19 protein-coding genes and 1 pseudogene are annotated in these 24,508 nt (G+C 42.5%); 14 read left to right on the top strand and 6 right to left on the bottom strand.

From position 1 onward, the window contains the following. The first annotated feature begins 62 nt into the window (after positions 1 to 62). From I6E84_RS03505 to yfaE, 11 genes are all read left to right on the top strand, one after another. Complete coding sequence (locus I6E84_RS03505) at positions 63 to 2,024, top strand: oleate hydratase (RefSeq protein ID WP_197216167.1); 1,962 nt, start codon at positions 63 to 65, stop codon at positions 2,022 to 2,024. 199 nt (positions 2,025 to 2,223) lie between these two features. Further along, a complete protein-coding gene (locus I6E84_RS03510; RefSeq protein WP_194197490.1) occupies positions 2,224 to 3,150 on the top strand; it encodes a bestrophin family protein in 927 nt (308 codons plus the stop codon). A 234-nt stretch (positions 3,151 to 3,384) separates the two neighbouring features. Then, positions 3,385 to 3,705 (top strand): YbeD family protein, encoded by a 321-nt coding sequence (locus I6E84_RS03515; RefSeq protein WP_194197613.1) that lies wholly within the window; start codon positions 3,385 to 3,387, stop codon positions 3,703 to 3,705. Between the two features lie 527 nt (positions 3,706 to 4,232). Continuing rightward, the gene (gene nrdA, locus I6E84_RS03520; protein ID WP_197216168.1) at positions 4,233 to 6,509 is read left to right on the top strand and encodes a class 1a ribonucleoside-diphosphate reductase subunit alpha; all 2,277 of its coding nucleotides are present in this window, start codon (positions 4,233 to 4,235) and stop codon (positions 6,507 to 6,509) included. Between the two features lie 154 nt (positions 6,510 to 6,663). Continuing rightward, positions 6,664 to 7,668: a DUF2806 domain-containing protein gene (locus I6E84_RS03525; RefSeq protein ID WP_197216169.1), complete on the top strand. Its 1,005-nt coding sequence runs from the start codon at positions 6,664 to 6,666 to the stop codon at positions 7,666 to 7,668. Positions 7,669 to 7,999: 331 nt separating this feature from the next. Continuing rightward, complete coding sequence (locus tag I6E84_RS03530) at positions 8,000 to 8,260, top strand: hypothetical protein (RefSeq protein WP_197216171.1); 261 nt, start codon at positions 8,000 to 8,002, stop codon at positions 8,258 to 8,260. A 79-nt stretch (positions 8,261 to 8,339) separates the two neighbouring features. After that, a complete protein-coding gene (locus I6E84_RS03535) occupies positions 8,340 to 8,591 on the top strand; it encodes a type II toxin-antitoxin system Phd/YefM family antitoxin (protein ID WP_197216173.1) in 252 nt (83 codons plus the stop codon). Continuing rightward, entirely contained in the window at positions 8,581 to 8,868 is a 288-nt protein-coding gene (locus I6E84_RS03540) for a type II toxin-antitoxin system RelE family toxin (protein ID WP_197216176.1), read from the top strand. The genes I6E84_RS03535 and I6E84_RS03540 overlap by 11 nt, the downstream gene beginning before the upstream one ends. A gap of 94 nt (positions 8,869 to 8,962) precedes the next feature. Next, positions 8,963 to 9,334 carry a hypothetical protein gene (locus tag I6E84_RS03545; protein ID WP_197216178.1) on the top strand — a complete coding sequence of 124 codons (372 nt, stop codon included), beginning with the start codon at positions 8,963 to 8,965 and terminating at the stop codon, positions 9,332 to 9,334. 131 nt (positions 9,335 to 9,465) lie between these two features. After that, positions 9,466 to 10,599 carry a class Ia ribonucleoside-diphosphate reductase subunit beta gene (nrdB, locus tag I6E84_RS03550; RefSeq protein WP_197216180.1) on the top strand — a complete coding sequence of 378 codons (1,134 nt, stop codon included), beginning with the start codon at positions 9,466 to 9,468 and terminating at the stop codon, positions 10,597 to 10,599. A 119-nt stretch (positions 10,600 to 10,718) separates the two neighbouring features. Then, positions 10,719 to 10,985 (top strand): class I ribonucleotide reductase maintenance protein YfaE, encoded by a 267-nt coding sequence (gene yfaE / locus I6E84_RS03555; protein ID WP_197216182.1) that lies wholly within the window; start codon positions 10,719 to 10,721, stop codon positions 10,983 to 10,985. Positions 10,986 to 11,083: 98 nt separating this feature from the next. Here yfaE and I6E84_RS03560 read toward each other — a convergent pair whose 3' ends face one another. Beyond that, complete coding sequence (locus I6E84_RS03560) at positions 11,084 to 12,403, bottom strand: S1C family serine protease (RefSeq protein WP_197216184.1); 1,320 nt, start codon at positions 12,401 to 12,403, stop codon at positions 11,084 to 11,086. Positions 12,404 to 12,884: 481 nt separating this feature from the next. On the opposite strand from I6E84_RS03560, the gene I6E84_RS03565 reads away from it, so the two are divergent. Next, positions 12,885 to 13,709: a Nif3-like dinuclear metal center hexameric protein gene (locus tag I6E84_RS03565; RefSeq protein ID WP_197216187.1), complete on the top strand. Its 825-nt coding sequence runs from the start codon at positions 12,885 to 12,887 to the stop codon at positions 13,707 to 13,709. Between the two features lie 86 nt (positions 13,710 to 13,795). Here I6E84_RS03565 and I6E84_RS03570 read toward each other — a convergent pair. Next, positions 13,796 to 14,695, bottom strand: a pseudogene (locus tag I6E84_RS03570) (RNA-guided endonuclease TnpB family protein); the annotation flags it as partial. Between the two features lie 15 nt (positions 14,696 to 14,710). Continuing rightward, positions 14,711 to 14,950 carry a helix-turn-helix domain-containing protein gene (locus I6E84_RS14165; RefSeq protein WP_265090845.1) on the bottom strand — a complete coding sequence of 80 codons (240 nt, stop codon included), beginning with the start codon at positions 14,948 to 14,950 and terminating at the stop codon, positions 14,711 to 14,713. Between the two features lie 1,128 nt (positions 14,951 to 16,078). On the opposite strand from I6E84_RS14165, the gene I6E84_RS03575 reads away from it, so the two are divergent. Further along, on the top strand, positions 16,079 to 17,287 hold the full coding sequence (locus I6E84_RS03575) for a transglycosylase SLT domain-containing protein (protein ID WP_197216189.1): 1,209 nt from the start codon (positions 16,079 to 16,081) through the stop codon (positions 17,285 to 17,287). A 162-nt stretch (positions 17,288 to 17,449) separates the two neighbouring features. Here the strand turns inward: I6E84_RS03575 and I6E84_RS03580 are convergent, their stop codons facing one another. The 3 genes from I6E84_RS03580 to I6E84_RS03590 all read right to left on the bottom strand — a co-directional run bounded on the left by I6E84_RS03580 (position 17,450) and on the right by I6E84_RS03590 (position 23,162). Then, positions 17,450 to 20,449, bottom strand: a complete 3,000-nt coding sequence (locus I6E84_RS03580) for a LysM peptidoglycan-binding domain-containing protein (RefSeq protein ID WP_197216191.1) — start codon at positions 20,447 to 20,449, stop codon at positions 17,450 to 17,452. Between the two features lie 558 nt (positions 20,450 to 21,007). Further along, on the bottom strand, positions 21,008 to 21,502 hold the full coding sequence (locus I6E84_RS03585) for a nuclear transport factor 2 family protein (RefSeq protein WP_197216193.1): 495 nt from the start codon (positions 21,500 to 21,502) through the stop codon (positions 21,008 to 21,010). Positions 21,503 to 22,010: 508 nt separating this feature from the next. Beyond that, positions 22,011 to 23,162 carry a hemolysin family protein gene (locus I6E84_RS03590; RefSeq protein ID WP_370463028.1) on the bottom strand — a complete coding sequence of 384 codons (1,152 nt, stop codon included), beginning with the start codon at positions 23,160 to 23,162 and terminating at the stop codon, positions 22,011 to 22,013. Positions 23,163 to 23,873: 711 nt separating this feature from the next. Between I6E84_RS03590 and yajC the strand changes: the two genes are divergently transcribed. Next, entirely contained in the window at positions 23,874 to 24,200 is a 327-nt protein-coding gene (yajC, locus tag I6E84_RS03595; protein WP_110922992.1) for a preprotein translocase subunit YajC, read from the top strand. Positions 24,201 to 24,508 lie beyond the last annotated feature (308 nt).

The following is a 24,508-nucleotide window of genomic DNA, read 5'->3' on the forward strand; positions in this document are numbered from 1 at the left end:
GTCCACAGGGTACATAATAAGTTTTGAGTCTTTAGATTCTTTCACCTGCTAAGGGGATTACAATGAACAATACCAATGACAATCAAAAACAATTAGACCGCTTCCCACATCAGCCAGATGCTAATAAAGACTATCCACATCATACCCCTCAAAACACCCTACCATTTGCTGACAAAATCGGTAATTATCAACGCAATATTGGCAGACCAACCAACGTTTATAAAGACAGCAAGGTCTATATTATCGGTGCTGGTATTGCTGGTTTGTCGAGTGCTTACTACTTCATTCGCGATGGCAAAATACCGGCAGAAAACATCACCTTTTTAGAGCAGTTAGATATATCAGGCGGGTCGATGGATGGCTCAGGTAATGCTAAGGATGGTTACCTGATACGCGGTGGCCGTGAGATGGAATTTACCTATGAAAACTTTTGGGACGTCTTTCAAGACATACCTGCAGTAGAAATGCCCGAGCCTTACAGCGTGCTAGATGAATATCGCCTGATTAATGATGACGATCCTAACTACTCTATCGCTCGTTTACTACACAATCAGGGGGGGATTCAAGATTTTAGCGGGTTTGAACTTAAGAAGTCAGACCAATTGGCCATCATACGTCTATTGCTCAAACGTAAAGAAGCACTGGATGATGTGAGAGTTAATGAATACTTTAGCGACAGCTTCTTTGAGAGTAATTTTTGGATATTTTGGAGTACTATGTTTGCCTTTGAAAAATGGCATAGCTTACTCGAGTTAAAATTATATATGCACCGTTTTTTGCATGACTTAGATGGCCTGCATAATATGTCGATGCTCGTATTTCCAAAATACAATCAATATGATGGCTTTATCGTACCACTGCGCAACTATCTCATCGAGAAAGGCGTCACATTTCAATACAACACTTCAGTGACCGATTTAGATATTGAGTTTGAGCAAGCAGATAACAGTGCGTCAGTGGCAGACTCAGCGCATGAGCCCACCAAAATGGTCAAAGCCATCCTTGCAGAAGTAGAGGGTACGCCCACAACCATTGCCATCACTGAGAATGACTATGTTGTGGTGACCACAGGAACCATGACAGAAGATAGCCGTTATGGTGATAATCATACGGCACCAAATTTAGACACTGTCTTAGGTAATCAAGGTCAATCAACAGGCTGGACACTTTGGAATACTCTTGCCAATAAATCGGCTGTCTTTGGTCATCCTGAAAAATTCAACGGCAATGTCGCTGAATCTTCATGGATGTCAGCGACGTTGACCTGCAAACCATCTGCATTGATAGATATACTCAAAACGCTTTCTGTGAATGACCCCTATTCAGGTAAAACGGCGACTGGCGGTATCATTACCTTTACTGACTCTAACTGGATCATGAGCTTTACCTGTAACCGTCAGCCACATTTTCCAGATCAGCCCGATGATACGTTAGTGCTCTGGGTCTATAGCCTACTGATGGATAAAGAAGGCAATTATGTTAAAAAACCCATGCCAGAGTGTACAGGCAATGAGATTTTAGCAGAGCTTTGTTACCACCTTGGTATTATTGATCAGTTAGACCACGTGGTTGAGAACACCCTAGTCAGATCTGCCTATATGCCATATATCACCTCACAGTTTATGGCACGTGCACATGGCGACCGCCCCGAAATCGTGCCCCAAGGCTGTACCAATTTGGGCTTGGTAGGACAGTTTGTTGAGACAAAAAATGATGTGGTATTTACTATCGAAAGTTCTGTGCGTACCGCCAGAGTTGCAGTATATAGCTTGCTTAATGTTAAAAAACAAGTACCAGACATAGACCCATCGCAATATGATATTCGTCATTTATTACGTGCAGCAAATACATTAAATGATGGTAAAGGATTTATTGGAGAAAGCTTATTGCGCAAGCTCCTAAAAGACACCTATTATGAGCATATCTTGCCGCCCGCTCATTTAGATAATCAGGAAGAGAGCAAGCGTAATGATTTTATTTTTTCAGAATACTGGGAGTCTATCAAGGGGCTTTGGCATAAATAAAATACTTGAACATAAATACATCTGTTTCGTTTGAAAAAATGATGGTCGCTTAGCGTTTAAGTGGCCACTCTTTATTTCTGGCGTTTCGCAGTCTTCGTTAAATTCATGGCGATTGGGGCTTTACAGATTCTTATTCTATATTAGAATCATACCCTGCACTTCATCGTGCATCTATATACCTCATCGCTAGGAAGCCAACATGATTGTCCGGCAAACACCAAACGCCCTTAAGATATTTCTTACCCTGCGTGGATCAGTCATTCCGAAAGTCTATCCGCAAATTTTACTTATCGCCATTCTCAGCACACTCATAACGATTGTGCAACACTGGTATCCTGACTCTTTTCCTTATTATGGTATGGCTCCTTTTACCTTGCTAGGGATCGCATTGTCATTGTTTCTAGGGTTTCGGAACAATGCCAGCTACCAACGTTGGTGGGAAGCACGAGGGCTATGGGGTCAACTGGTCTATGACTCTCGCAGCTTTGCCCGCCAAGTGCTTTCATTTGTAGATGATGACACCGAAGCTGGCCGCGATGCCCAACGTTCGATGATTCATCTGACAATCGCCTTTTCTCACGCTGTGCGCCATCGGCTGCGCGGTACGTCTCCTTGGCAAGATGTCGACCCTTTTGTAGCAGCGACCTATCATGACAGTATGCGTCAATCGAGGAACCTACCTAATTATCTGATGCGCCTCTTAGGTAAGCAGCTTGGTGATGTGCGTCGTCAACAGTTATCATCGGAACTTATGGTACAAAACATGGACGAGCGCTTGACGTCTATGACGATTGTATTGGCAGCCTGTGAGCGTATTCATTACACACCACTGCCGTTTGCTTACATGTTGCTAGTGCATCGTACGACTTACCTATATTGTATTACGCTGCCTTTTGGCTTGGTGGCCTCGCTCGGTTGGGCGACTCCCCTCATCTGTGCTGTCATTGCGTATACCTTTTTCGGTTTAGATGCCCTTAGTGAAGAGCTAGAGGAGCCATTTGGTTTTGCGTCTAATCAACTGCCACTTATGGCATTGTCACGCACGATTGAAATCAACTTATTAGAAGCGATGGGAGAGACAGACCTACCGCCTGAGATCGCACCTATCAACAGTTATTTGCAGTAACTGTTTGCGACAGAGAGTGATAATAAGGTGGTGGCGTTCCCTACCAAAGTAATTGTCGTGCTCCATCACTTGAATAATAGGCCTAGTGCCACTATAAATGGGCAATAAAGCTATTTTCTTAATAGCTCAAATTTTAATAAAAGCGAGGCACACATCATGAGTGATGATTCAAAAGACACTGATAATCAAAACAGCACCAATCAAAGCGCCAACCAAAATGCCAAAGACGTCACGATGACGGACATGACACCCAATGAAGGCGTCTTAAAAGGTAAAAGAACTGACATCCAAAATCCAGATCTTTGGGACTTTCCAATGAACTATCCGCTCAGCATCATTGGTCATGAAGGCGAGCACGAGGGCTTGCTTAATGAAGTGAAGCTAATCCTCGGTAGTCAGTTCCCTGATTTTGATTTGGCCTCTATAGAAGTCAAACCCTCTAAAACGGGTCGCTTCCATTCAGCGCGCGTTAATTTATACCTCACAGATGCCGATCAAGTGAATACACTTTACGCGTCATTGGACAATGCCAAAACAGTTCGTATGGTTGTATAAACAGGTAATGGGTGTTTAGAAAAAAATAACCCCTTTTCCGTCTAAATCGTCACTCATATGGGTGGCGATTTTTTGTGGTTTGGTGTACAATCTGCGCCCGCATTATTGCCAGTACGATCACTATTATCAGTCGACAATAACCGATAAAATAAAAATCAAACCGTCACGATATTTTTACAAAAAATTTATAATGAGCGCATTTGCGTCTAACCCTTATCCCATCGTCCTTTGCCAAAATTTGGACAACGCACAAGCCCTCAGCAACATAGTTTCACTCTAAAATCAATATAGTATTTTCAAAATTTTCCCGCTATATTGTGCCTACCAATTAACAAACACGCTATATGTAGTACTCAGTGATTTTAATCGTCACTACGAGTATTGGGTATTTTTTGCCTAAAAAAAGAGCAGCTAACGCCAGCAGTTACCATGTTTAGATAGCGTGTTTAAATAAGCAGTACGATAAAAAACGTTGAGCGGGCTTTACCGTTTGACGAATAATATAAGCAACCAAAATAGAGGCCAGCATGACACATATCGACAAAATCAAAGTGACCAAACGTGACGGACGATTAGAACTTATTGATTTAGATAAAATTCATAAGGTAATCGAGTGGGCAGCTCACAATTTGGATAATGTGTCGGTATCACAAGTTGAGCTAAAATCGCACATCCAGTTTTATGAAGGCATCAAAACTCGTGATATCCACGAGACCATTATCAAGTCGGCTGCTGACCTTATCTCTGAAACCACGCCTGATTATCAATATCTAGCGGCGCGTTTGGCTATTTTCCATTTACGTAAGATTGCTTACAACAAATTTACGCCGCCGCATCTGTATGATCATGTCAAAACGCTAACTGATGCTGGCAAATATGATGAGCATATCCTAGCTGACTATAGCCGTGCTGAATTTGATGAGTTAGAAGAATACCTTGATCACTGGCGCGATATGAATCTTGCCTATGCCGCTGTTGAGCAAATGGCAGGCAAATACCTCGTCCAAGATCGCGTGAGCAAAACCGTCTTTGAAAGCCCTCAGTTCTTGTACATGCTGGTCGGTATGTGCTTGTTCAGCCGTTACGAAAAATCAGAGCGTATGAACTACGTGAAGCGCTTCTACGATGCGACGTCACAATTCAAAATCTCTCTACCAACACCAATCATGTCTGGTGTGCGTACCCCATCACGTCAGTTCAGCTCATGCGTATTGATCGAATGTGGTGATAGCTTAGACTCTATCAACGCGACCACTAGCGCCATCGTACGCTATGTGTCACAGCGCGCTGGTATCGGCATCAACGCGGGTCGTATCCGTGCCCTTGGTAGCCCTATCCGTGGCGGCGAAGCACAGCATACTGGTTGTATCCCGTTCTATAAGCTGTTCCAAACTGCGGTGAAATGCTGCTCGCAAGGTGGCGTCCGTGGCGGTGCTGCGACGTTATTCTATCCACTATGGCATTTAGAAATTGAGTCATTACTGGTACTCAAAAACAACCGTGGCGTCGAAGACAACCGTGTCCGTCATATGGATTACGGCGTACAGTTAAACAAAACCATGTACACGCGCCTGATCAAAGGTCAAGACATCTCGATATTCTCTCCAGGTGACACCCCAGGCCTCTATGATGCGTTCTTTGAAGATCAAGACAAATTCGAAGAGCTATACACCAAGTACGAAAATGACCCAAGCATTCGTAGCCGTCAAATTCCAGCAGCAGATTTGTTCAGCTTAATGATGCAAGAGCGTGCCAGTACTGGTCGTATCTACATCCAAAACGTCGATCATTGCAACACCCATAGCCCATTTGACGCGACGGTTGCGCCGATTCGCCAGTCAAACCTATGTATGGAAATTGCCCTACCGACTAAGCCACTTGATAACATCAATGACGAAGAAGGCGAAATCGCGCTTTGTACGCTATCAGCGGTCAACTTGGGTAAAGTTGAAAACGTCAGCGATATCGAAGAGCCAGCCGAGCTAATCGTCCGTGCGCTTGATGCCCTGCTCGACTATCAAGACTATCCAGTCAAAGCCGCTCAAAACGGCAGCATGCGTCGTCGTACGCTCGGTGTGGGCGTGATTAACTATGCTTATTACCTTGCTAAAAATGGCGTGCGCTATTCAGATGACTCAGCATTAGGTCTCACGCATCAAACGTTTGAAGCGTTGCAGTTCTATCTCTTGAAAGCGTCAAACAAATTGGCAAAAGAGCAAGGCGCTTGCCCTGCGTTCAATGAGACTACATATTCACAAGGTATCTTGCCGATTGATACGTACAAAGCCGACTTGGATAAAATCTGCCAAGAGCCGCTACATCTCGATTGGGAAACGCTACGTGGCGAGATCACTGAGCACGGTCTGCGCAACTCCACCCTAACTGCCTTGATGCCGTCTGAGACCTCTAGTCAGATCGCCAACGCGACCAACGGTATCGAGCCACCACGTGGTCTGGTCTCTATCAAAGCATCAAAAGACGGCATCCTAAAGCAAGTCGTGCCTGAGATTGATAAGCTAAAAAATCAGTACGAGCTACTGTGGCAAATGCCAAACAATGACGGTTACCTAAAGCTGGTCGCTGTCATGCAGAAGTTCGTCGATCAAAGCATCTCTGCCAATACCAACTACGATCCTGTTCGTTATGCTGGTGGCCGTGTACCGATGAAGATATTGCTAAAAGATTTGCTAAACGCTTATAAAATGGGTGTGAAGACGTTGTACTACCATAACACTCGTGATGGTGCGAACGATGCCCAAGCGGATATGGAAGATGATTGTGCTGGCGGTGCATGTAAGATCTAGGACTGCAAGAGAAACTCTTTAAATAGAATTTCTGGTGGATGGCGGGTTTGGCTTTTGGGTTAAGCTCGCTATTTGCTTATATCTGCTTTAAATATTGACACGGATATAGCAAAGTAATATTGAAACTTATCAAATAACTTCAAGGACTGGAAAGATGAGCGATATTAAAATTTCACCTGTTAATATAGATTTAACACCTTTAGTAGAAAGTGCACCTAAAGGTGTTAATAAACTTTTCGATCTTTTATTTTCAAAGCATCTTAATCGTCAACAAAGGACAGATAGGCTTTCTAGTGCTCAAATAGAAAAGGATATTAAACTAATTGAGAATGGTATAGCAGAGTTTAGGGATGGCAAGTTCATTTTAAATTCAGAAATGGTAAATAATCCCACTACTGTTGTCCGCAATATAATTAATAATCAAACAACTATAGAACAAGAAAATATCCAGCAATCATTAAATAAAGCATTGGAATACCTGTCTGGAATTGAAGACCATGAAGTATCTGATGATATCATTGAACAAACCTTCTTTAATAAATGGTTTAATTTCTCAAAAGAAGTTTCTGATGATGAATTGCAATCTTTATGGGGCAGATTACTGGCTGAAGAACTTTGTTCTCCTAACACTATTAATTATTTAGTTCTAAATACCTTTTCATTGATGTCAAAAAGACAGTTAGAATCATTTCTCAAAATTGTTCCTTACACAGCATATAGCCATCTTATATTTTATGACAATAATAGACCAAAGGATGAAGCGTTTGAAGGTACATCATCTTTTGAGTTACAAGAACTTCAAGATTTAAAGCTAATAAAAGAATTCAATTCAACTTTTCAAACTAGCTTTCCTCTTTCTTCTGGTATGCTTGACAACAAAGATACACCTTATATATCCAAGTCTTATAAAGGAAATTATGTATTATTCCTAAAATCTGAAAGTAATAAAGAATTATCAATAACTGCTTACCAACTAACATCTATTGGACAGAAAGCACTGGAAATTGCTGAGAAAGATGCTGATATAGCAAGTCAGTGTCAGTTTCTAGCAAAAAAACTTTTTAACTTTAGCGGTTTAGAGCATATAACAGATATAGAAATCCAAAGACGAGACTCTAATGGAAAATATGAGTTTATCGAGAATATCAAAAGAGCATAATAAACGAGTTGTAGGGTGCGCCCAGCGCACCGATGATATGCAAATTGTGTTTAAAGATGTGCGAGGCGTACTCTACGCCTACTACGTCAAAATATTGGTCTTTGAATCAAATCATGAATAGAGCAAAAAGCATCTGTGATGAGTGCCAATCATCATACTTTACACTTAGCTCAAAGATGGCAAGTTTATGCCCCAATTGCGCTCACAAACTGTATGCCTATCCAAGCTGTGATCATCATTTTACAGATGGTGTTTGTGTAGAGTGTGGCTGGAATGGTCAAGATTCAGCAAGCGTAGGTTGGGTGGAGCTTGCGACACCCAACGATTTTAATTGAATAATACGTTGGGTCTCGTGCCTCGACATCAACCTACTCTAAAGCATAGAAAGTTGTTAAGAAAAAAGAACGATGCCCTAACACGGTCGTTTAGCCCTGACTATAGCGGTATCCTGCTGACGACGATGGCGATGCAGGCTGTATCTGGGAGTGGTCGCTCGAACGTTGGAACACTACCAGATACAATAGGCTGCACGCCAGCGGCAAAGCAGATACAAGCGGTAGGCGGGATTGGCTACCCAAAATATTTAAATTGAACACAGTAACAAATAAGACCGAATTTTCGTGCTAAAATTAGCCCTATATTTAGAGCTTAATTTTAACGGAGAATACGTTATGCAACCAATATTTGCCACACAGACAGCCAGTATCTCAGAGCTAAAAAACAATCCTTCTGCATTGATTAAACAGTCGGATGGTGAGTCCATTGCTATTTTAAACCACAACAAACCCGTGGCTTACTTAGTGTCATCAGACGTGTTTGAGCGCATGATGGAAGCGATGGACGATATGGCACTCAGCCAAACCGTGAGCACACGGTCAAATGATGGGCAAACACCTATAAAGGTCGATTTAGATGACTTATAGTCTTGAGTTTCACCCGTTAGCGTTAAAAGAGTGGAAAAAGATAGCGCCAAGTATTCAGCAACAGTTTAAGAAAAAATTACAGCAGCGACTATCAAACCCTCATGTGCCTGCGTCAAAACTCTCTGGACACACGAATACTTATAAAATCAAATTACGCACCATAGGTTATCGTCTGGTATATACCGTCAAAGATGACGTGGTAGTAGTTTATGTATTAGCAGTCGGCAAAAGAGAAAACAACAAAGTATATGACAATCTAGCGACGCGCCAGCCATGATGAAGCTAAGACATTGACACAGTTATCATAAAAGGCGTCCAGCGCTATCAAAGAAATATAGAAACACACAAACAATAAAAACGACGGAGGTCATGTGCAATATACCGCAATCATCAAAGACGGTGGTTTGTTTATCCCAAATGTATTTTCAGACCTAAACGATGGTGGCTCGCATATCGTACAAGTCGAGGTTGATATTGCAGAGGTGCGTCAACAGTTAAATAGCAGCGAAGCACCGAAGGCAGCCGTCGCTAAGAAAAATGTGGCAAAAGCACCCAAAAAACCAGCGTCAAGAACCACCAAAAAAGACACAAAAAGACTATCGGACGATGCGGATGTGAGTACCCTCCGCAAAAGCGCACTCGATGAATTAGAAGCGCTCGATGATAGTGAGCTGAGCGAAATATTCAAAGCCTATATGAATGAGGGACAAGAATCCTCACAGATATCGCTAGAAAATCTGTAATAGACAACTGGCAATAGCAAATTGGTCATAAATAACCTCTAACGCATTTTTGCTCAGACTTTTTTACTCAGACTTTAAAGTAACATTTTCAAAATTGAATTCACCACCGTATCACTTATAAAGGTAGAACAATGACTTACTCGATTTTTTCACAGACGCCAAACAATGCGCTAACAGAGCCGATGTTCTTTGGTCAGCCCGTCAACGTGGCACGCTATGACCAACAAAAGCACCCTATCTTTGAGCAACTGATCGAAAAACAACTGTCGTTCTTTTGGCGTCCAGAAGAAGTTGATGTGTCAAAAGATCGTATGGACTTTGGCAACCTGTCTTCGCATGAGCAGCATATATTTTTGAGTAACCTCAAATACCAGACCCTACTCGACTCTATCCAAGGTCGTAGTCCAAACGTGGTGCTATTGCCGCTCGTGTCTATCCCTGAGCTAGAGACTTGGATTGAGACATGGTCATTCTCTGAGACCATTCACTCACGCAGCTATACCCATATCATTCGCAATATCGTCAATGATCCAAATATTATCTTTGATGACATTATGAAAAACGAGCACATCTTGGAGCGTGCCTCTGATATCGCTCAGTACTATGATGAGCTGTACCGCAACTCGCAGCTATATAGCCTGTACGGCGCTGGTACGCACAACGTCAATGGCGAGGAAGTGACTGTCGATTTGCGATCACTGAAAAAACAGATGTATCTGTGTATCGTCGCTGTCAACGTCCTAGAAGCCATTCGTTTTTATGTGTCGTTTGCTTGCTCGTTTGCGTTTGCTGAACGTAAGCTAATGGAAGGTAATGCTAAAATCATCAAGCTCATCGCTCGTGATGAAGCGCTGCATTTGACTGGTACGCAGCACATGCTCAACCTCATGCGCAATGGTCGTGACGATCCTGAGATGGTCGAAATTGCTGCAGAGTGCTATGAAGAGAGCATCGAGATCTTCCGTAAGGCTGCTGAGCAAGAAAAAGAATGGGCAGGTTATCTGTTTAAAGATGGTTCGATGATTGGTCTGAATAAAGACATCCTGTGTCAATATATTGAATTCATCACTAACTTGCGCATGGAAGCTGTTGGCCTGCCAGCCGTGTTCCCGAACTCGAAATCAAACCCGATTCCATGGATCAATACTTGGTTGTCGTCTGACAATGTGCAAGTAGCACCGCAAGAGACCGAAATCAGCTCTTACTTGGTCGGTCAGATTGACTCTGACTTATCAGACAGTGATTTTGATGACTTTGAATTATAAGAGCTTTGAACTTTAAACTTTAGAGCGTTAGAGAAGCACTTTTAATTTAGGGCATGCCCTCATTGTAAACAGTGATGTTTGAGCGCATAAAACGATAGGAAAATGGATAGGACAAAGCGATGACTTGGGTAATGACCAGTAAAAAGCAATTCTACTTGCATGATGACGAGAGTCTGCTCGATGGGCTGCTACGTACTGGACATGATATCAATTATCAATGCCGTGAGGGTTACTGTGGTAGCTGCCGAGTCAAACGCATCGCCAGCTCACACACGGTTGACTATCCGTTTGACCCGCTTGCGATGATTGAAGAAGATGAAATCCTGCCCTGCTGTTGCCGTGTGCAAGGCGTTATCCATATCAATCATGAGCCTATCGTAAAGTAGAGAAAAACAAATAAAAAGCGCGCTATCTATATAAGATAGCGCGCTTTTTTTATACTGATATCTCATTACTATGAGAGATGATGAGAGAGATAAGGCAACTACTGAGGAGCACCATCGTTTTCAAACAGTTTCAGCAGCTCTTCACGCATACGATCGCGTTCTGCTTCTGACATCATTGGAACGTTTTGCTGTTCGCTTTGGAGATCAGGTTGAGCAAAGCTCTCAGCTTGTACAGAAGCAGGAAGTGCAACAGGCTCTTGCTCTGGACGTACTTCTAGCGAAATGGTGACCTGCTTGTTATTACCATTGCGCAATACCTGTGCATCAAGCTGTGTATCAGGAGACTTGCGAGCGACATATTGGATCAACGTATTAGCATCCGTCATCTCAATGCCATCAATGGTCAAGATAATATCACCCACTCGTAGACCACTCTTCGCAGCTGGGCTTTTATCAATGACACTTAGCACTTCTACGCCAGTCGACGTTTCTAACTGCGTTGGATCACGTAGCTGTGATTGTATCTCGATACCCAACCACCCTCGACTGACCTTACCGTCTTTAATCAAGGCATTCATAACTTGCTCTACGATAGAGGTAGGAATGGCAAAACCGATACCGAGAGAGCCACCAGATTGTGAAAAAATCACAGTATTGATACCGACCAACTCACCGCGAGCATCCACCAGCGCACCACCTGAGTTACCAGGGTTGATAGCAGCATCCGTCTGAATGAAGTCTTCAAACTTATTCACACCTAATCCAGTACGACCTGTCGCTGAGATGATACCTTGGGTCACCGTCTGACCCACACCGAACGGATTACCAATCGCCAATGCCAAATCACCCACACGAATAGGATCTTCACGGAATCCTAACGGCGTCAATCCTGTCATATCGACTTTAATTACGGCCAGATCACTGTCTGGATCGGTACCCACCACTCTAGCGCGGCTCTTGCGACCATCATTAAAGGCCACCGTAATCTCATCGGCTTTTTCGACGACATGGGCATTGGTCACGATATAGCCATCTTCTGACACAATCACACCAGAGCCTAGGTTGGTATTGCCTTGCTCTGCTGATTGGCCACCATGATACTCAAAAAACCGGCGCAGCACAGGGTCATCCATATAAGGATGCTCTGCGACGGTCTGTGTGGTATAGATATTGACGACCGACTGGGATGCACGGGCGACCGCATTATGATAAGAGGAGATAGGTGCTGGCGTATCGGCAACAGGTTCTGAGGCTTGCTGCTCGGCAGGGGTGGTTCTCGGTGGTTCCCACTTAGCCTCTGACGTCGATTTCATACTCGTAAACAACCAGATAAACGCTGCCAGCACTAGCAGCAATAAGACCCAAGGTAACCATTTTAATAAAGAAGTCTTGTTATTGGTGTTCCGGGATGACGACATATACAACCTCTATAAATTTAATACAAAAAAATGATGATAAGTAATGAGCGAACACTGCTGCTGGTTTGATTGTTTTTATTTAATACTAGGGCGTGTCCTCATTTTAAAAATGGTGATAAAAATGAGATAAATCGCAGTCAAACAAGGAAAATAGCGCAAATAATATCAAGATATTAGGTAGCTATTTGACGCCGTTTGGCAAGATTTAGCCATTTTTAACCCATTTAGATAACTATCGATTTAATTGAGGACACGCCCTAAAACCAGTATTGATGCCCCGCTCTAATGAGACGCTATCAATCAGTACAGCTCACGCCTACAAATTATAACCGCCAACCATACCAAATGGTAACGTATCGTGTACCATTTCAGTTAGTAGCTTTGTCTACTCTTTTACAACGCCATGTTAAAATGATTATTATAAAAAACTATGGATTATTTGCAATCATTTGACCGATTGCGACACCAATAAGGGCATACCATGACGGCTATCAATACCTCGACAGAATCAACTAACACTACCATAACAGCAGAGGCGCTAACGCAGTTTTGTGACGACTATTTGTCAGCCAATGCGTTTAAAGATTATGCACCCAATGGCTTACAAGTAGATGGTGGACGACCTATCCAACGTATCGTCACGGGTGTGACCGCTTGTGAAGCGTTGATTGATGCAGCTATCGCTGATAATGCCGATGCGATTATGGTACATCATGGCTACTTCTGGAAAGGCGAACCTGCCACCATCACAGGCATGAAAGGTCGACGTATCCGCAAATTAATGCAGCATGGCATCTCTATGATTGGCTATCATTTGCCGTTAGATGCGCACCCTATCGTGGGCAACAATGCCATGCTCGCTGAGATGTTAGATCTGACCATCACTGAGCCACTCTATCCTGCTGAATCTCACCCAGTTGGTAATATTGCCACTTGTGTACCACAAAGCACCGATGATCTTATCGCGAAGATTACTCAAGCATTAGGGCGCACACCACTACATATCGCAGCTGAGTATCATGAAAACTCATCTTCTAAAACAAGTAATAGATTGATAGAACGTATCGGTATCTGCACAGGTGGCGCACAAGATATGATCGAACAAGCCGCATTGATGGGCTGTGATGCGTTTATCTCTGGTGAAATCTCTGAGCGCACCACCCATATCGCGCGTGAGCTTGGTATTGATTACTTTGCCTGCGGACATCATGCGACAGAACGAGGCGGCATTCAAGCACTGGGTAAGATAGTATCTCAAGAATTTGGCGTGCCTGTGACTTTTATCGATATCGACAACCCTGCATGAACTACCCACTACCTTTAGAGGTAGGGGTTTCTTAGGTAATGCCCATACTTGATACAATGTTTTGTATCAGCGGTTAGGCAAATTTACTAAGCTAACCCTGTCGCACCGACAGTTTTTGATTGTTTAGCCAGTAGCAATCCTTGATTTAAGATATTGATACTGGCGTTAAGGTCGCGGTCATTTTCTTGCAAACAACTTGGACAATTCCAAGATCGCACCGACAGCGGTAATTCAGCTTTCGTTAGCAAGTGACCACAGTTTGAGCAGGTCTTAGAGGATGGATACCACCGGTCTATTTTGACAAGCGTTTTACCGTACCACTCTGCTTTATAGGTCAGCATAGTGGTGAATGTTGACCACGAGCTGTCTGATATGGCTTTAGCCAGTTTGCGGTTCTTAACCATGCCCTTGACGTTCAAGTCCTCTATCGCAATCACATCGTGGTTTTTAATGATATTGAATGAGAGCTTATGTAGAAAGTCTTTGCGGGTACTGGTTATTTTCTCATAAACTTTAGCGACTTTAAGTTTTTGCTTTTGATAATTACGGCTCTCTGACAGTTTGCGCTGATCCGCTTTAGCAATCGCTCTGCGTTTGGCTAAAATCTTTTGTGCGCGAGCCAGTTTGTCTTGCAATTTCGATAGAAACTTAGGATTGGCAACTTTTGTACCGTCTGATAAGACGATAAAGTCTGTCAATCCTAAATCAATGCCGATGTTTGATTGGGTTTTTGGTAATGCGTTAACGATGGTTTCAACCAATAGGCTGACGTAGTATCTACCTGATGGGGTGCGGCTAATGGTGGCGCTCTTAATCAGACCATTTATTTTGTCGGGGAACTTGGCGTTGATATGGCCTATTTTGGGTAGTTTAACGGTGCTGTCTGTGATCGCTACCGTTCCTTTTTGATTGTTGGTGGTATAGCTGTCCCTAATACCCTTTTTCTTGAAATTAGGGAAACCTGAGCTTTGCTTGAAAAACTTGTTGTAAGCACCTCTTAGCTACTGCTGCACATTAGCCAATGCTAAGCTATCCACTTCCTTTAGCCACTCAAACTCTTTTTTATACTGAGCAGGTGTGTTGTTTAAGGTGGTTTTTGTGGCCTTGTAGTGGTCTATTTTATCGCCAAGCATCTTGTTCCAAATAAAACGACTACAGCCAAACGACTTGGCAAAAAATATCTGCTGATCCTCGTTTGGATATAGTCTAACTTTATGGGCTTTTAGAATTTGCGTGGGCATGGAGGCTTATTATGAATAAGTGATATAATAATTATTAATTATAATACCACAAGCACTAAGGGTAGTGATTAATAACGCATTCATCCCACTACTTTAGAAGTAGGGGAATTCTGCGCTAAGATGTTAAAACTTCAGTTTATAACCTCAATTATTATCTCTAAATTCATAGTTATTTATGGGAATTGGGAATAGAGACGACTCTTTCAATTCTCACAATCAATGATTATGACCTCAATCTATGCACCAAAAAGGGTGCTTTTTCTAACCGTCTGTAGCCCTATTGTTAAGTTTTATCGCTAATTTCTTAACTATACTTGAATAATCGGATGAATATCCGCATATTCTTACTTGAAGAAAGAACGTCTTGTCATGAGACTTCCCATTTATTACAGCTTCCGGTTATGGCGCTTAAATTATGGTAAATATCTAAAACCTCATTGTTCTATATGATAAATGAGCTGATATGGCTTAGCCAAAATACATTTTTATGGCTGACTACTCCTGAATTTTAGCGTTGCAATAATGGTTTAGTGATACCTGATTGATAGATTATTTTGATAGATATTCTATTCACTATCAAACAGACTTATCTGCTGACCTTTGTTGCTGAACAAAATATTTGAGTTGTTATTTACTTTACTACAAACCATTTAAAGAGTAGATAGCGACTGATTTAACGTAAAAAAGTTGGATACTCAGATCTATTGGTATTCCTTCTATTTTTGCGTTTTTGTTTCAATAACTTATTTCATGACCTTACCTATGTTTAATATGTAGTTGTTTTGGTATTAGCCTTATCTGTCCACCGTTGAAGGAATCATTTGATTTATACCCTTCTCGGTGTTGTGCGTTTTTGTGATTTATATTGATACGTTAGGAGTAATATTTCAGCTCTTAATGTATATGCCAACAGATAGTTAGCTAGTACAAAACAATACCGCTCATGCTAATAAAGCAGCGATTAGCGGCATTGTTATTAAAGGCACTGTTATTAAACAAGTAATCTCACGCTTATACTATTAAAAAGCGTGAGATTGTTTAAATGTGACATCGATGTATGCCTTTATTATTAGCATGCATCCATGAACGTTTTACGGTAAGCAGGATGGCTAAAATCAGGAGACATCCATGCAGCGTATTACTTATCGTGTAAAAGTATCTGCGCAAGGGGCCAAACGCCGTATTTCTTATTTACTGCGTCCATCTAAACGCCTACTAAACACTAAAAGTAACATCGTTTCATCCGTTACCCCAATGACATCGGCCCATTTTGCCAAAACAAAAAAATTGGTGCAGTTGTCTAGTATTGCCCTTCTCTCTTTACCTGCTGAGAGTTTGACTATCATGGGTTCGCCAGTGCCAGCCTATGACAATGTCATGTTACAGAACACTTTAACCATTGCTGCTGTCCCAGGCGACAGCACTTATTTTGCAACCGATGGCTTTCAACATGGCTTCGGCTTTGACTTGGTACGTACCTATGCTGACGAGCTGGGCGTCGATGTCAATCTAAAAGCTTACGCCAACGAAGAATCGGCATTAAAAGCGCTAAGATCAGGCGAAGCAGACATGGCGCTGACAACGGCCAGCACCAAGCTAAAAAGCAGCTTTAATCTGTCATCGATTAACGTGAGCTGTGGTTATGATGCCAGCTTGACTAAAAACGGCTTACACCCAAAGGTCAGCTGGACGTTTAACTCGTCTAATGACCCGCTATCAGAAAAAGCCAGTTACTTCTTATGTGACAGTATTAAGCTGCAAAACACGCAAAAGCTTGCGGCCTTTTACAATCAAAACCTGCTAAAAGATGCCTACAGTCAGGACCATTTCCAAAAGACGCTAACTGAAAAGTTACCAGACTACCAGTCTTCGTTTGAAGAGCAAGCACGCAACTATAATCACGATTGGGAGCTGTTGGTAGCCATGGGCTATCAAGAGTCACATCTAGATGCGGATGCAGTGTCGCCAACAGGTGTACGTGGCCTAATGATGCTGACCAATAACACGGCCAAAGCAATGGGCGTATCAGATCGTGTTGATCCATACCAAAGTATCGGTGGCGGCGCACGTTATCTAGAGCAAATGAAAGATGACTTCGCCGATGTACCAAAATCGGATCGAATTTGGTTCGCGCTGGCGGGCTATAACATGGGGCCTAATGCCGTCAAAAGTATTCAGCGTACTTTACAAGCTCAAGGTGTTAATGATAAAAGCTGGGCCAATGTCTATGCATACCTCGCTGAAAACAGAGCGTCTAATAGCCGCTACGGTCAAGCGATGCACTATGTCAGTAACATCAGAAGCTACCTTGAGACAATTAAGACGCAAACGGTCTAGTTATCTCTGCTGGCTTAGACAACCATACAAACCTTGCAATAAAAAAGCTGCTCTTATTATAAGAGCAGCTTTTTTGTGGCTAACAATCTACTTTCAAGCAACTTGCTTTCAAGCGACACACTTTCAAGATGCTTGTGCTTATTTTTAGTAATAAGCTATTGCTTAGCGGTTAGGAACTGTCAAACGCTGACCACGTTGTAGCATGGTATCTGCTGCGATATTGTTCATATCTGCCAACTCCTGCGTAGATACGCCATATTTGCGTGCTAAGCCAATCAAGCTATCTCCTGACCCAACGGTATAGCTCACTGTGGCTTTTGGTACTTTGAGTGTCTGTCCACGCTGTAACTGCGCATTGGTCGCCAGACTGTTGGTCGCAGCCAAGTCTTCTACCGAAACACCAAATTGACGTGCTAAAGCAATCAGACCATCACCTGATTTTACTTTGTAGCTTTCCGTGTTGCTCAGCGTCTTACCACTGCTGCTCGCGGTGCTAGTGCTACTACTCGTAGCGCTACTGCTTTGACTACTACTAGACGCACTGGCGACACTTCCGCTAGCAGGAATGGTAATAGTGCGACCGAGTATGAGATTAGAGCTGGTATTCAAATTGTTCGCTGATGCCAAATCACTCAAACCAATATTGTAACGTTTAGCCACACCCGTCAAGGTATCACCTGACTTTACTTTGTAGCTGACGGCTTTATCATTTAGCTGACGATCAACCAACTCTTTAGAAGCGGGTACTTTGATGGTTTGGCCGCGTTGTAAGCGAGCTTTTGCATCGAAGTTGCTGTTTACTGCAGCAAGATCCGCCGCACTAACCCCAAGGTCGTTAGCAATCCCGATTAAGGTTTCACCAGATTTAACTTTATAGTTAGTAGTCGCCACTGAGCTTGAACTGCTTTGGCTACTAGCGCTGCTGCTAGTGCTGCTGCTAGTGCTAGTAGACGCCGAGCTAAAGTCAACGCTCGCTGGTACTTTAAGTGTCTGACCAACATACAATGAGCTTGTGGTACTGATGCCATTAAGACTGGCTAAGGTATCAGTAGACACATTAAATTGACGCGACAATGCAATCAGGCCATCGCCTGCTTTTACTTTATAGTTTTTAGTCGCAGTGCTTGATTTGGTCGGTTTGGTAGAAGGCGCTGCAGATGTGGTTGCAGGCGCAGTCACTTTACCTGGTATCAGCCATAGCTTTTGGCCTCTACGCAGATCCGAACGGCTGCTCAGGTTGTTATAGGTTGCTAGCTGAGTGACCGATAAACCAAAGCGATTGGCCGTACCAATCAGCGTATCACCACTTTGTACTGTATAACTTTCTGGCTGGCTATCTGTTGTACTACTCGCACTGCTTATTGGCTCGATGCTTTTTGCATTGTATAGGTACAAAGTGCTACCCGATAGCAAACTAGCGCTAGCATCTATTTGGTTCCATTCTGCGATATCACGCCAGCTCACGCCAGCACGACTGGCAATGTTAGATAACGTATCACCACGTTTGACGGTATAAGTGGTACGTGTGCCTTGTGGCTTCGGTTTACTTGCCGACGTCTGTGCAAAACTCAGCTTTTTCTCTGTGCCACTGGCTTCTAGAATCGATTGCTGCGTTTGAACTGCTGATAGATTGATATTGCCATCAGCATTGATGACGTTGGTTTCCGATGTGCTACTACGGATTTGATTGGCAATAAAATCACGCTCTGCATTACTTAGCGGTGGCTCTTGGACAATCGTATTGTTTTGCGTAATCTGCGCAGAGGTGGTTGGTAGACTGTTGCTGCTCTTAAGCTCAGCATTGATTTTATTGGTCTCTGCGGCACTTAATGGTGGCTCAGTACGTGCTGGCGTATTACCATACGAAGAGCTGCTGGTTGGTGTGACTGACGGCGAGATATAACTGGTCGTCTGCTGTGGCACACTCGCGCTAGCCGCATAATCAGCCAATGCGCTTCCCGTAGATGGCAATGAAGAACCACTGTACGGCTTATTGTTATAGCTTGGTGTGGTAGTCGTCGTACTTGGCGTGTTTGCTGCGGCCAGTACGTTGCCGGTACCGTTACCTCTTAGCGTGCTCAATTTGGCATCAGTCGTTAGGCTAACATCATTAGGAATGATAACGCGCTGCGGACCTGAAGAATCAACTCGTCCAGAGGTAAGTGCTGTATTTAACTTTTCTAGCTCGTCGTAAGTCACACCTGTCAATTGTGCTACTTCAGATAAGCTGACACCATAATTCACTGGCACACTACGGAAATGCTGACGGTTAGCAATAGCTGGTAGGTATACGCCATACTGTTCAGGCTTAGCGACGATTTCGGCCACTGCCAAAAATCGTGGCACATAGTTCATCGTTTCAGTAGGCAGTCTAAGCGACCAGTAGTCCGTAGGTAAGCCTTGAGCTCTATTGGCATCAATGGCTTTTTGAATACGACCAGGGCCAGCGTTATAGGCGGCCAATGCCAATTCCCAACTGCCAAACTGGTTATGTAGCGCGGTTAAGAAATCATAAGCAGCACGAGTCGATTCGATAACATCACGGCGGCCATCATAAGTACTGCTTTGGTTTAGACCGTAAATACGACCCGTACTTGGAATAAACTGCCACAAGCCTGCAGCCGCTGCACTACTGGTACCGCTTGGATCGTAGGAGCTTTCGATGACTGGTAGCAATGCAAGCTCAGTTGGAATATTGCGGCGCTCAGCTTCTCTTACCGTATGATAAATATAACGACTGGCACGCGCAGTTAAGCGGTTTAAATAATCCTGTCTACTGGTAAACCAGCTTTTTTGTCCTTCAATACGCTGATTATAAATCGGTTGGCCGCCATTCATACGGTAACCAGCACGCAGACGATTCCACAAATCACCATATTGCTGAATAGCAAGCTGATTGCCTTCTACCATTGTCATGTCAGAGGCTTCTAATAAGTCTGCCAATTCGTCTAAGCTATCTGCATCCAAATACGCAGTTGAGTAATCAGTACTCGTGGCAGCAGTCTGATTGGTGGCAGGCTTAGTAATAACCGATGAGCTATTGGTCGCACCATTGTTTTTTACCGTCGACGTATTGCTACACGCACTGATAAGCAAAGTCGAGACGGCAAGCGTTAATGGCAACGCAATAAATGAGCGAGAGGTTGATAGCACAGTAGACATGATATTAAGAGTTTCCTAACGACAAGAAGTGATGAGATAGAATTGCTTGATAGTATAATATGCAATATAAAGCAAAGACCAGTTAATATAAAAAGATAATAGTCATAAGTTGAGTCGACATCTAGATTGGTCTACTAAGGCGCCAGATTATTACGTCCATGCAGACAATCATGCAAACAACCAACATCGTACAGAATTAGCAGGCTTCAATAGATAATGATTGTCTTTTTAGTAGATAGTAACTGTCTTTTTGAATAAAGCAGATTTCTAAATAAACCCGTTCAATACCAAATTGGTGTTAATGACTGAATGGTTCATATAGCGTGCAATCGATGCTGAATCGCAAGAGCATGTCCTTAATTTTAGAACACGCTCTAGGGTGTGTCCGCATTTTAAAAATGGTGATAAAAATGAGATAAATTGCAGTCAAACAAGGAAAATAGCGCAAGTAATATCGAGATATTAGTTAGCTATTTGACACCGTTTGGCAAGATTTAGCCATTTTTAACCCATTTAGATTACTATCGATTAAATTGAGAACACGCCCTAATAAGCTGGCTAGTTAATCGTTATTTGTGATACCGCACGCAGCAGCACTGCATTGCCAGTTGATAGCGCCAAAGTCACTCTAGATGTGGTGACGAACGAGACCGTTTGACCGTCTTTTACCCAACTTTCGTTAGTGGTGACATTGGCTTTGGCCTGCTCGCCCGTAATGACAATGTTGTCTACAGAGATGTCATAGCGATAGTTAGAGGTGTCATTCCAGCTATTTTGTAGCAGTTTCAAATAAGCATCTTTGTCCAAGCTAGTAGACTTACCCTTTCTAGACAACGAAATCAGCGCATCATCAGAGACGAGACGAGCAACCTGACTGACATTTCGGCTATTTGCTGATGACTTCATTGCTGAGGCATAGTTCTGCACCAACGCTTCGGTCATGGGCGCCGCTTGCGCACTGATACTTACGGTACTTGCAATAGCTACCACAGCAGCCACGCCTGCGCCTTTGATTAACAACGCCAAAAGCCTTTTTCCCCATAATCGTTTCATGATAATCCTTAGCAATACAGTTTCCGTTGTTGTCATATATTGACGACTAACGTGTTTCTATCATTTGATTCAACATACTACCTAGTTATGTAATCATAAACTAAGCCAATGCTGTTGGCTCTCATGCTTTGGTTCAATAGCGATACTTCTTATTAGCTAATGAGACTTCTTAAATAGTGATACTTTTTATACAGTAATAATCTTCAGCTAGCTAGTGATACCTTGCAATAGCTGTCTTATCATAACCATATTTTTAATAGTCGTGACAGCGTTGTTGTATCATAGAGTGAGCCTATCATTTAATTCTCACAGCTATGTGACACCCTGTGTAATTATTGCGAATATCAAAACAGGCACAGTCATCGCCTTTAAAGTACGAGCAATATCATGATCTTATAATAAGTATGCATCAGCGCAGACTAAGTCACCTCTTTCGAACTACAACTCAATCTTCGCTTCAGCTTTAACGCCCTACCTATCAATCGATAACAACTCTGACGATGCTATTTTAAAGCCTGGTGTCTGTACTATTATTATCATAGCGCTCATCATCACTGAGCTTCATACCCAAACGCTCTACTCGTCTGTCCATCATTTGTCGAGCCAATGCCTGCATATCTTCAACGCGATCTATCTCATCAACAATCTCTAGACCCAATAAAGTCTCAAACACGTCTTCTAAAGTAACTAGACCTTTGACCTCGCCATATTCACCGACAGTAATCGCGATATGGATGCGGTTTTTTAGCATGAGTTCTAATAAATCAAACAGTTTCATTTTGGAGAATACAAAAGTGATTTCACGTTTGAACTGAGTCAATGGCTTATCTACAGCGTGGTTCACTTTTGCTAACAACATATCTGTTTTTAATACAAAACCAGTAACATTGTCCAAGTCACCATCGTAAATAGGTAATCGTGAAAACGTCAGCTTTGGGCGATCAACCAATAATTCGGCGACTGTTTTATTTTCCTCAAACGCGAGCATTACCGAACGCGGCGTCATAATATCTTCAACTTTAATGGCGCCAAATGCCAGTAAGTTACGGATGATCCGCGACTCTAAAGGATCAATTTGTCCTGACTCTTCACCAATACTTGCAAGTGCTGCAAACTCACGACGACTAAATGCCTGAGGTTCTTTGCCACGCACCAATAGTTTTGTCAAACGCTCTGATACCCAAATGAGTGGGTACAACAGCAGGATAATACCACGAACAAAATAAGCGACAATGCCACTCAACTGACGCCAATATACCGTACCTAGTGTTTTTGGAATAATCTCAGACAAGAATAATATGGCCAATGTCATAATGGCAGAGAATAGACCAAACCATGCACTACCAAAGACAATCGTTGCCTGAGCACCAGCACCGATAGAACCTAATGTATGAGCGACTGTATTCAATGTCAAAATAGCTGCCAACGACTGGTCGATATTATCAACCTTTAACCGTCTGAGCATATTTGCTTTTTTTGGATTGGTTTCTTGAACGTCAGCAATATAAGACGGTGTCATACTGAGTAATGCGGATTCTGCTAAAGAGCAAACAAACGAGATACCGATGGCCACAACCACAAAGAATATCAATAACAGAATATTGAGAGCTGTGGGATCTGCTGAAGCATCAGCAGCAAATGCCGGATAAGGTAGTAGCATTGCGAGTAACGCTAGTAGCCCAAAAATAGGCTTCATGCTTCTAAGACGCTTAAAATAGTGCAGCGTCGGAGGAGGTTTGGCTGACGCTTCTTTAAAAGCGCGCGGACGACATAAACGAGGTACAAACATAAAAGTGGTGAACAAGTTGGGTAACCTAAACAGAAAAGAGAAAAAGGAATTTTAAGCAAACAGCAACAGATATAGAGAGCAAATAACAGCACCAAAATAAAAATACATAACGGTATCTGCCAACACTTTCTAGATAGCTACTTAAAGCTAACTTTATACTGTCTATTAGGCTTAATGACATTCCAATAGATAGTAGGCTAAACACAGCCAATTATTGCCATTTGATAGTAGCACTGATGCTGATATTTCACAATAAGTCGCTTTTTTTAAGTCTTTGCTTTTTGATACCTTGTATTACGCTACTATTGCCTAATATCCACTGATATATCTGAAATTTGCTATAATTGCAGCACTTTGTCATCACTTATCGTATTACAACAAACACAACTTACGTATTGCATTAGAAATACTGTCGTCAGAAATACTGTTATCAAAAATACGGCCACTAGAAGTAATGACCGCTGGCTTGATGAAGACAGGAAGAAAAACGTGCTCAGGCTATGATTAACAGTTACCAAGTCTGGTATTTTTTGTTACTATGCGTTTAATTTTATTATTATCCATGACTTATTGAGAGAAACTATGTTCTTATTTATTCAAGCTGCTCATGCTGCCGAAACTGCAGGTGCTGCGTCACTATTTGGTCAGATTCTACTGCCTGTTGCTTTTTTTGCGATTTTTTACTTCTTGGTTATTCGCCCGCAGTCTAAGCGTACCAAAGAGCATCGTGCGATGGTCAATGCTTTGAGCGTTGGTAGTGAAATCATTTTTGCTGGTGGCTTAATGGGTCGCATTAAAAACCTAGAAGGCGACTACGCAGTGGTTAGCTTAAATAATAATACTGATATCAAAGTACAACGTGCTTCTGTTATCTCAGTATTGCCTGCTGGCACTATCGAAAGCATTTAAGCATCAATCATTGCTATGAATGATTGTTTGATGGTCGTATCATCAGTAGATGCCACGACTAAAAATGACCGTACATTATTTACGGTCATTTTTCGCTATAAAGAAATGAGACAAAGTAGTCTTATAGACTGCTGGATAGTCTATATTTACTCTTATTGAGTAGGTTGTTTTTATTTTTTGTTTTACTATCACCGCGGATGATCGCAACGGTACATAATGATGGCTTTTATACGCAGCATTAGACCTTTGCTATCGCTAACTTCCCATCTGCTAACTTGTGGCCTACGTCGCCAGTTGTTTATCAACTT

Origin of the sequence: Psychrobacter sp. SCQQ22 (assembly GCF_015864605.1) — a bacterium.
Lineage (GTDB): Bacteria > Pseudomonadota > Gammaproteobacteria > Pseudomonadales > Moraxellaceae > Psychrobacter > Psychrobacter fozii.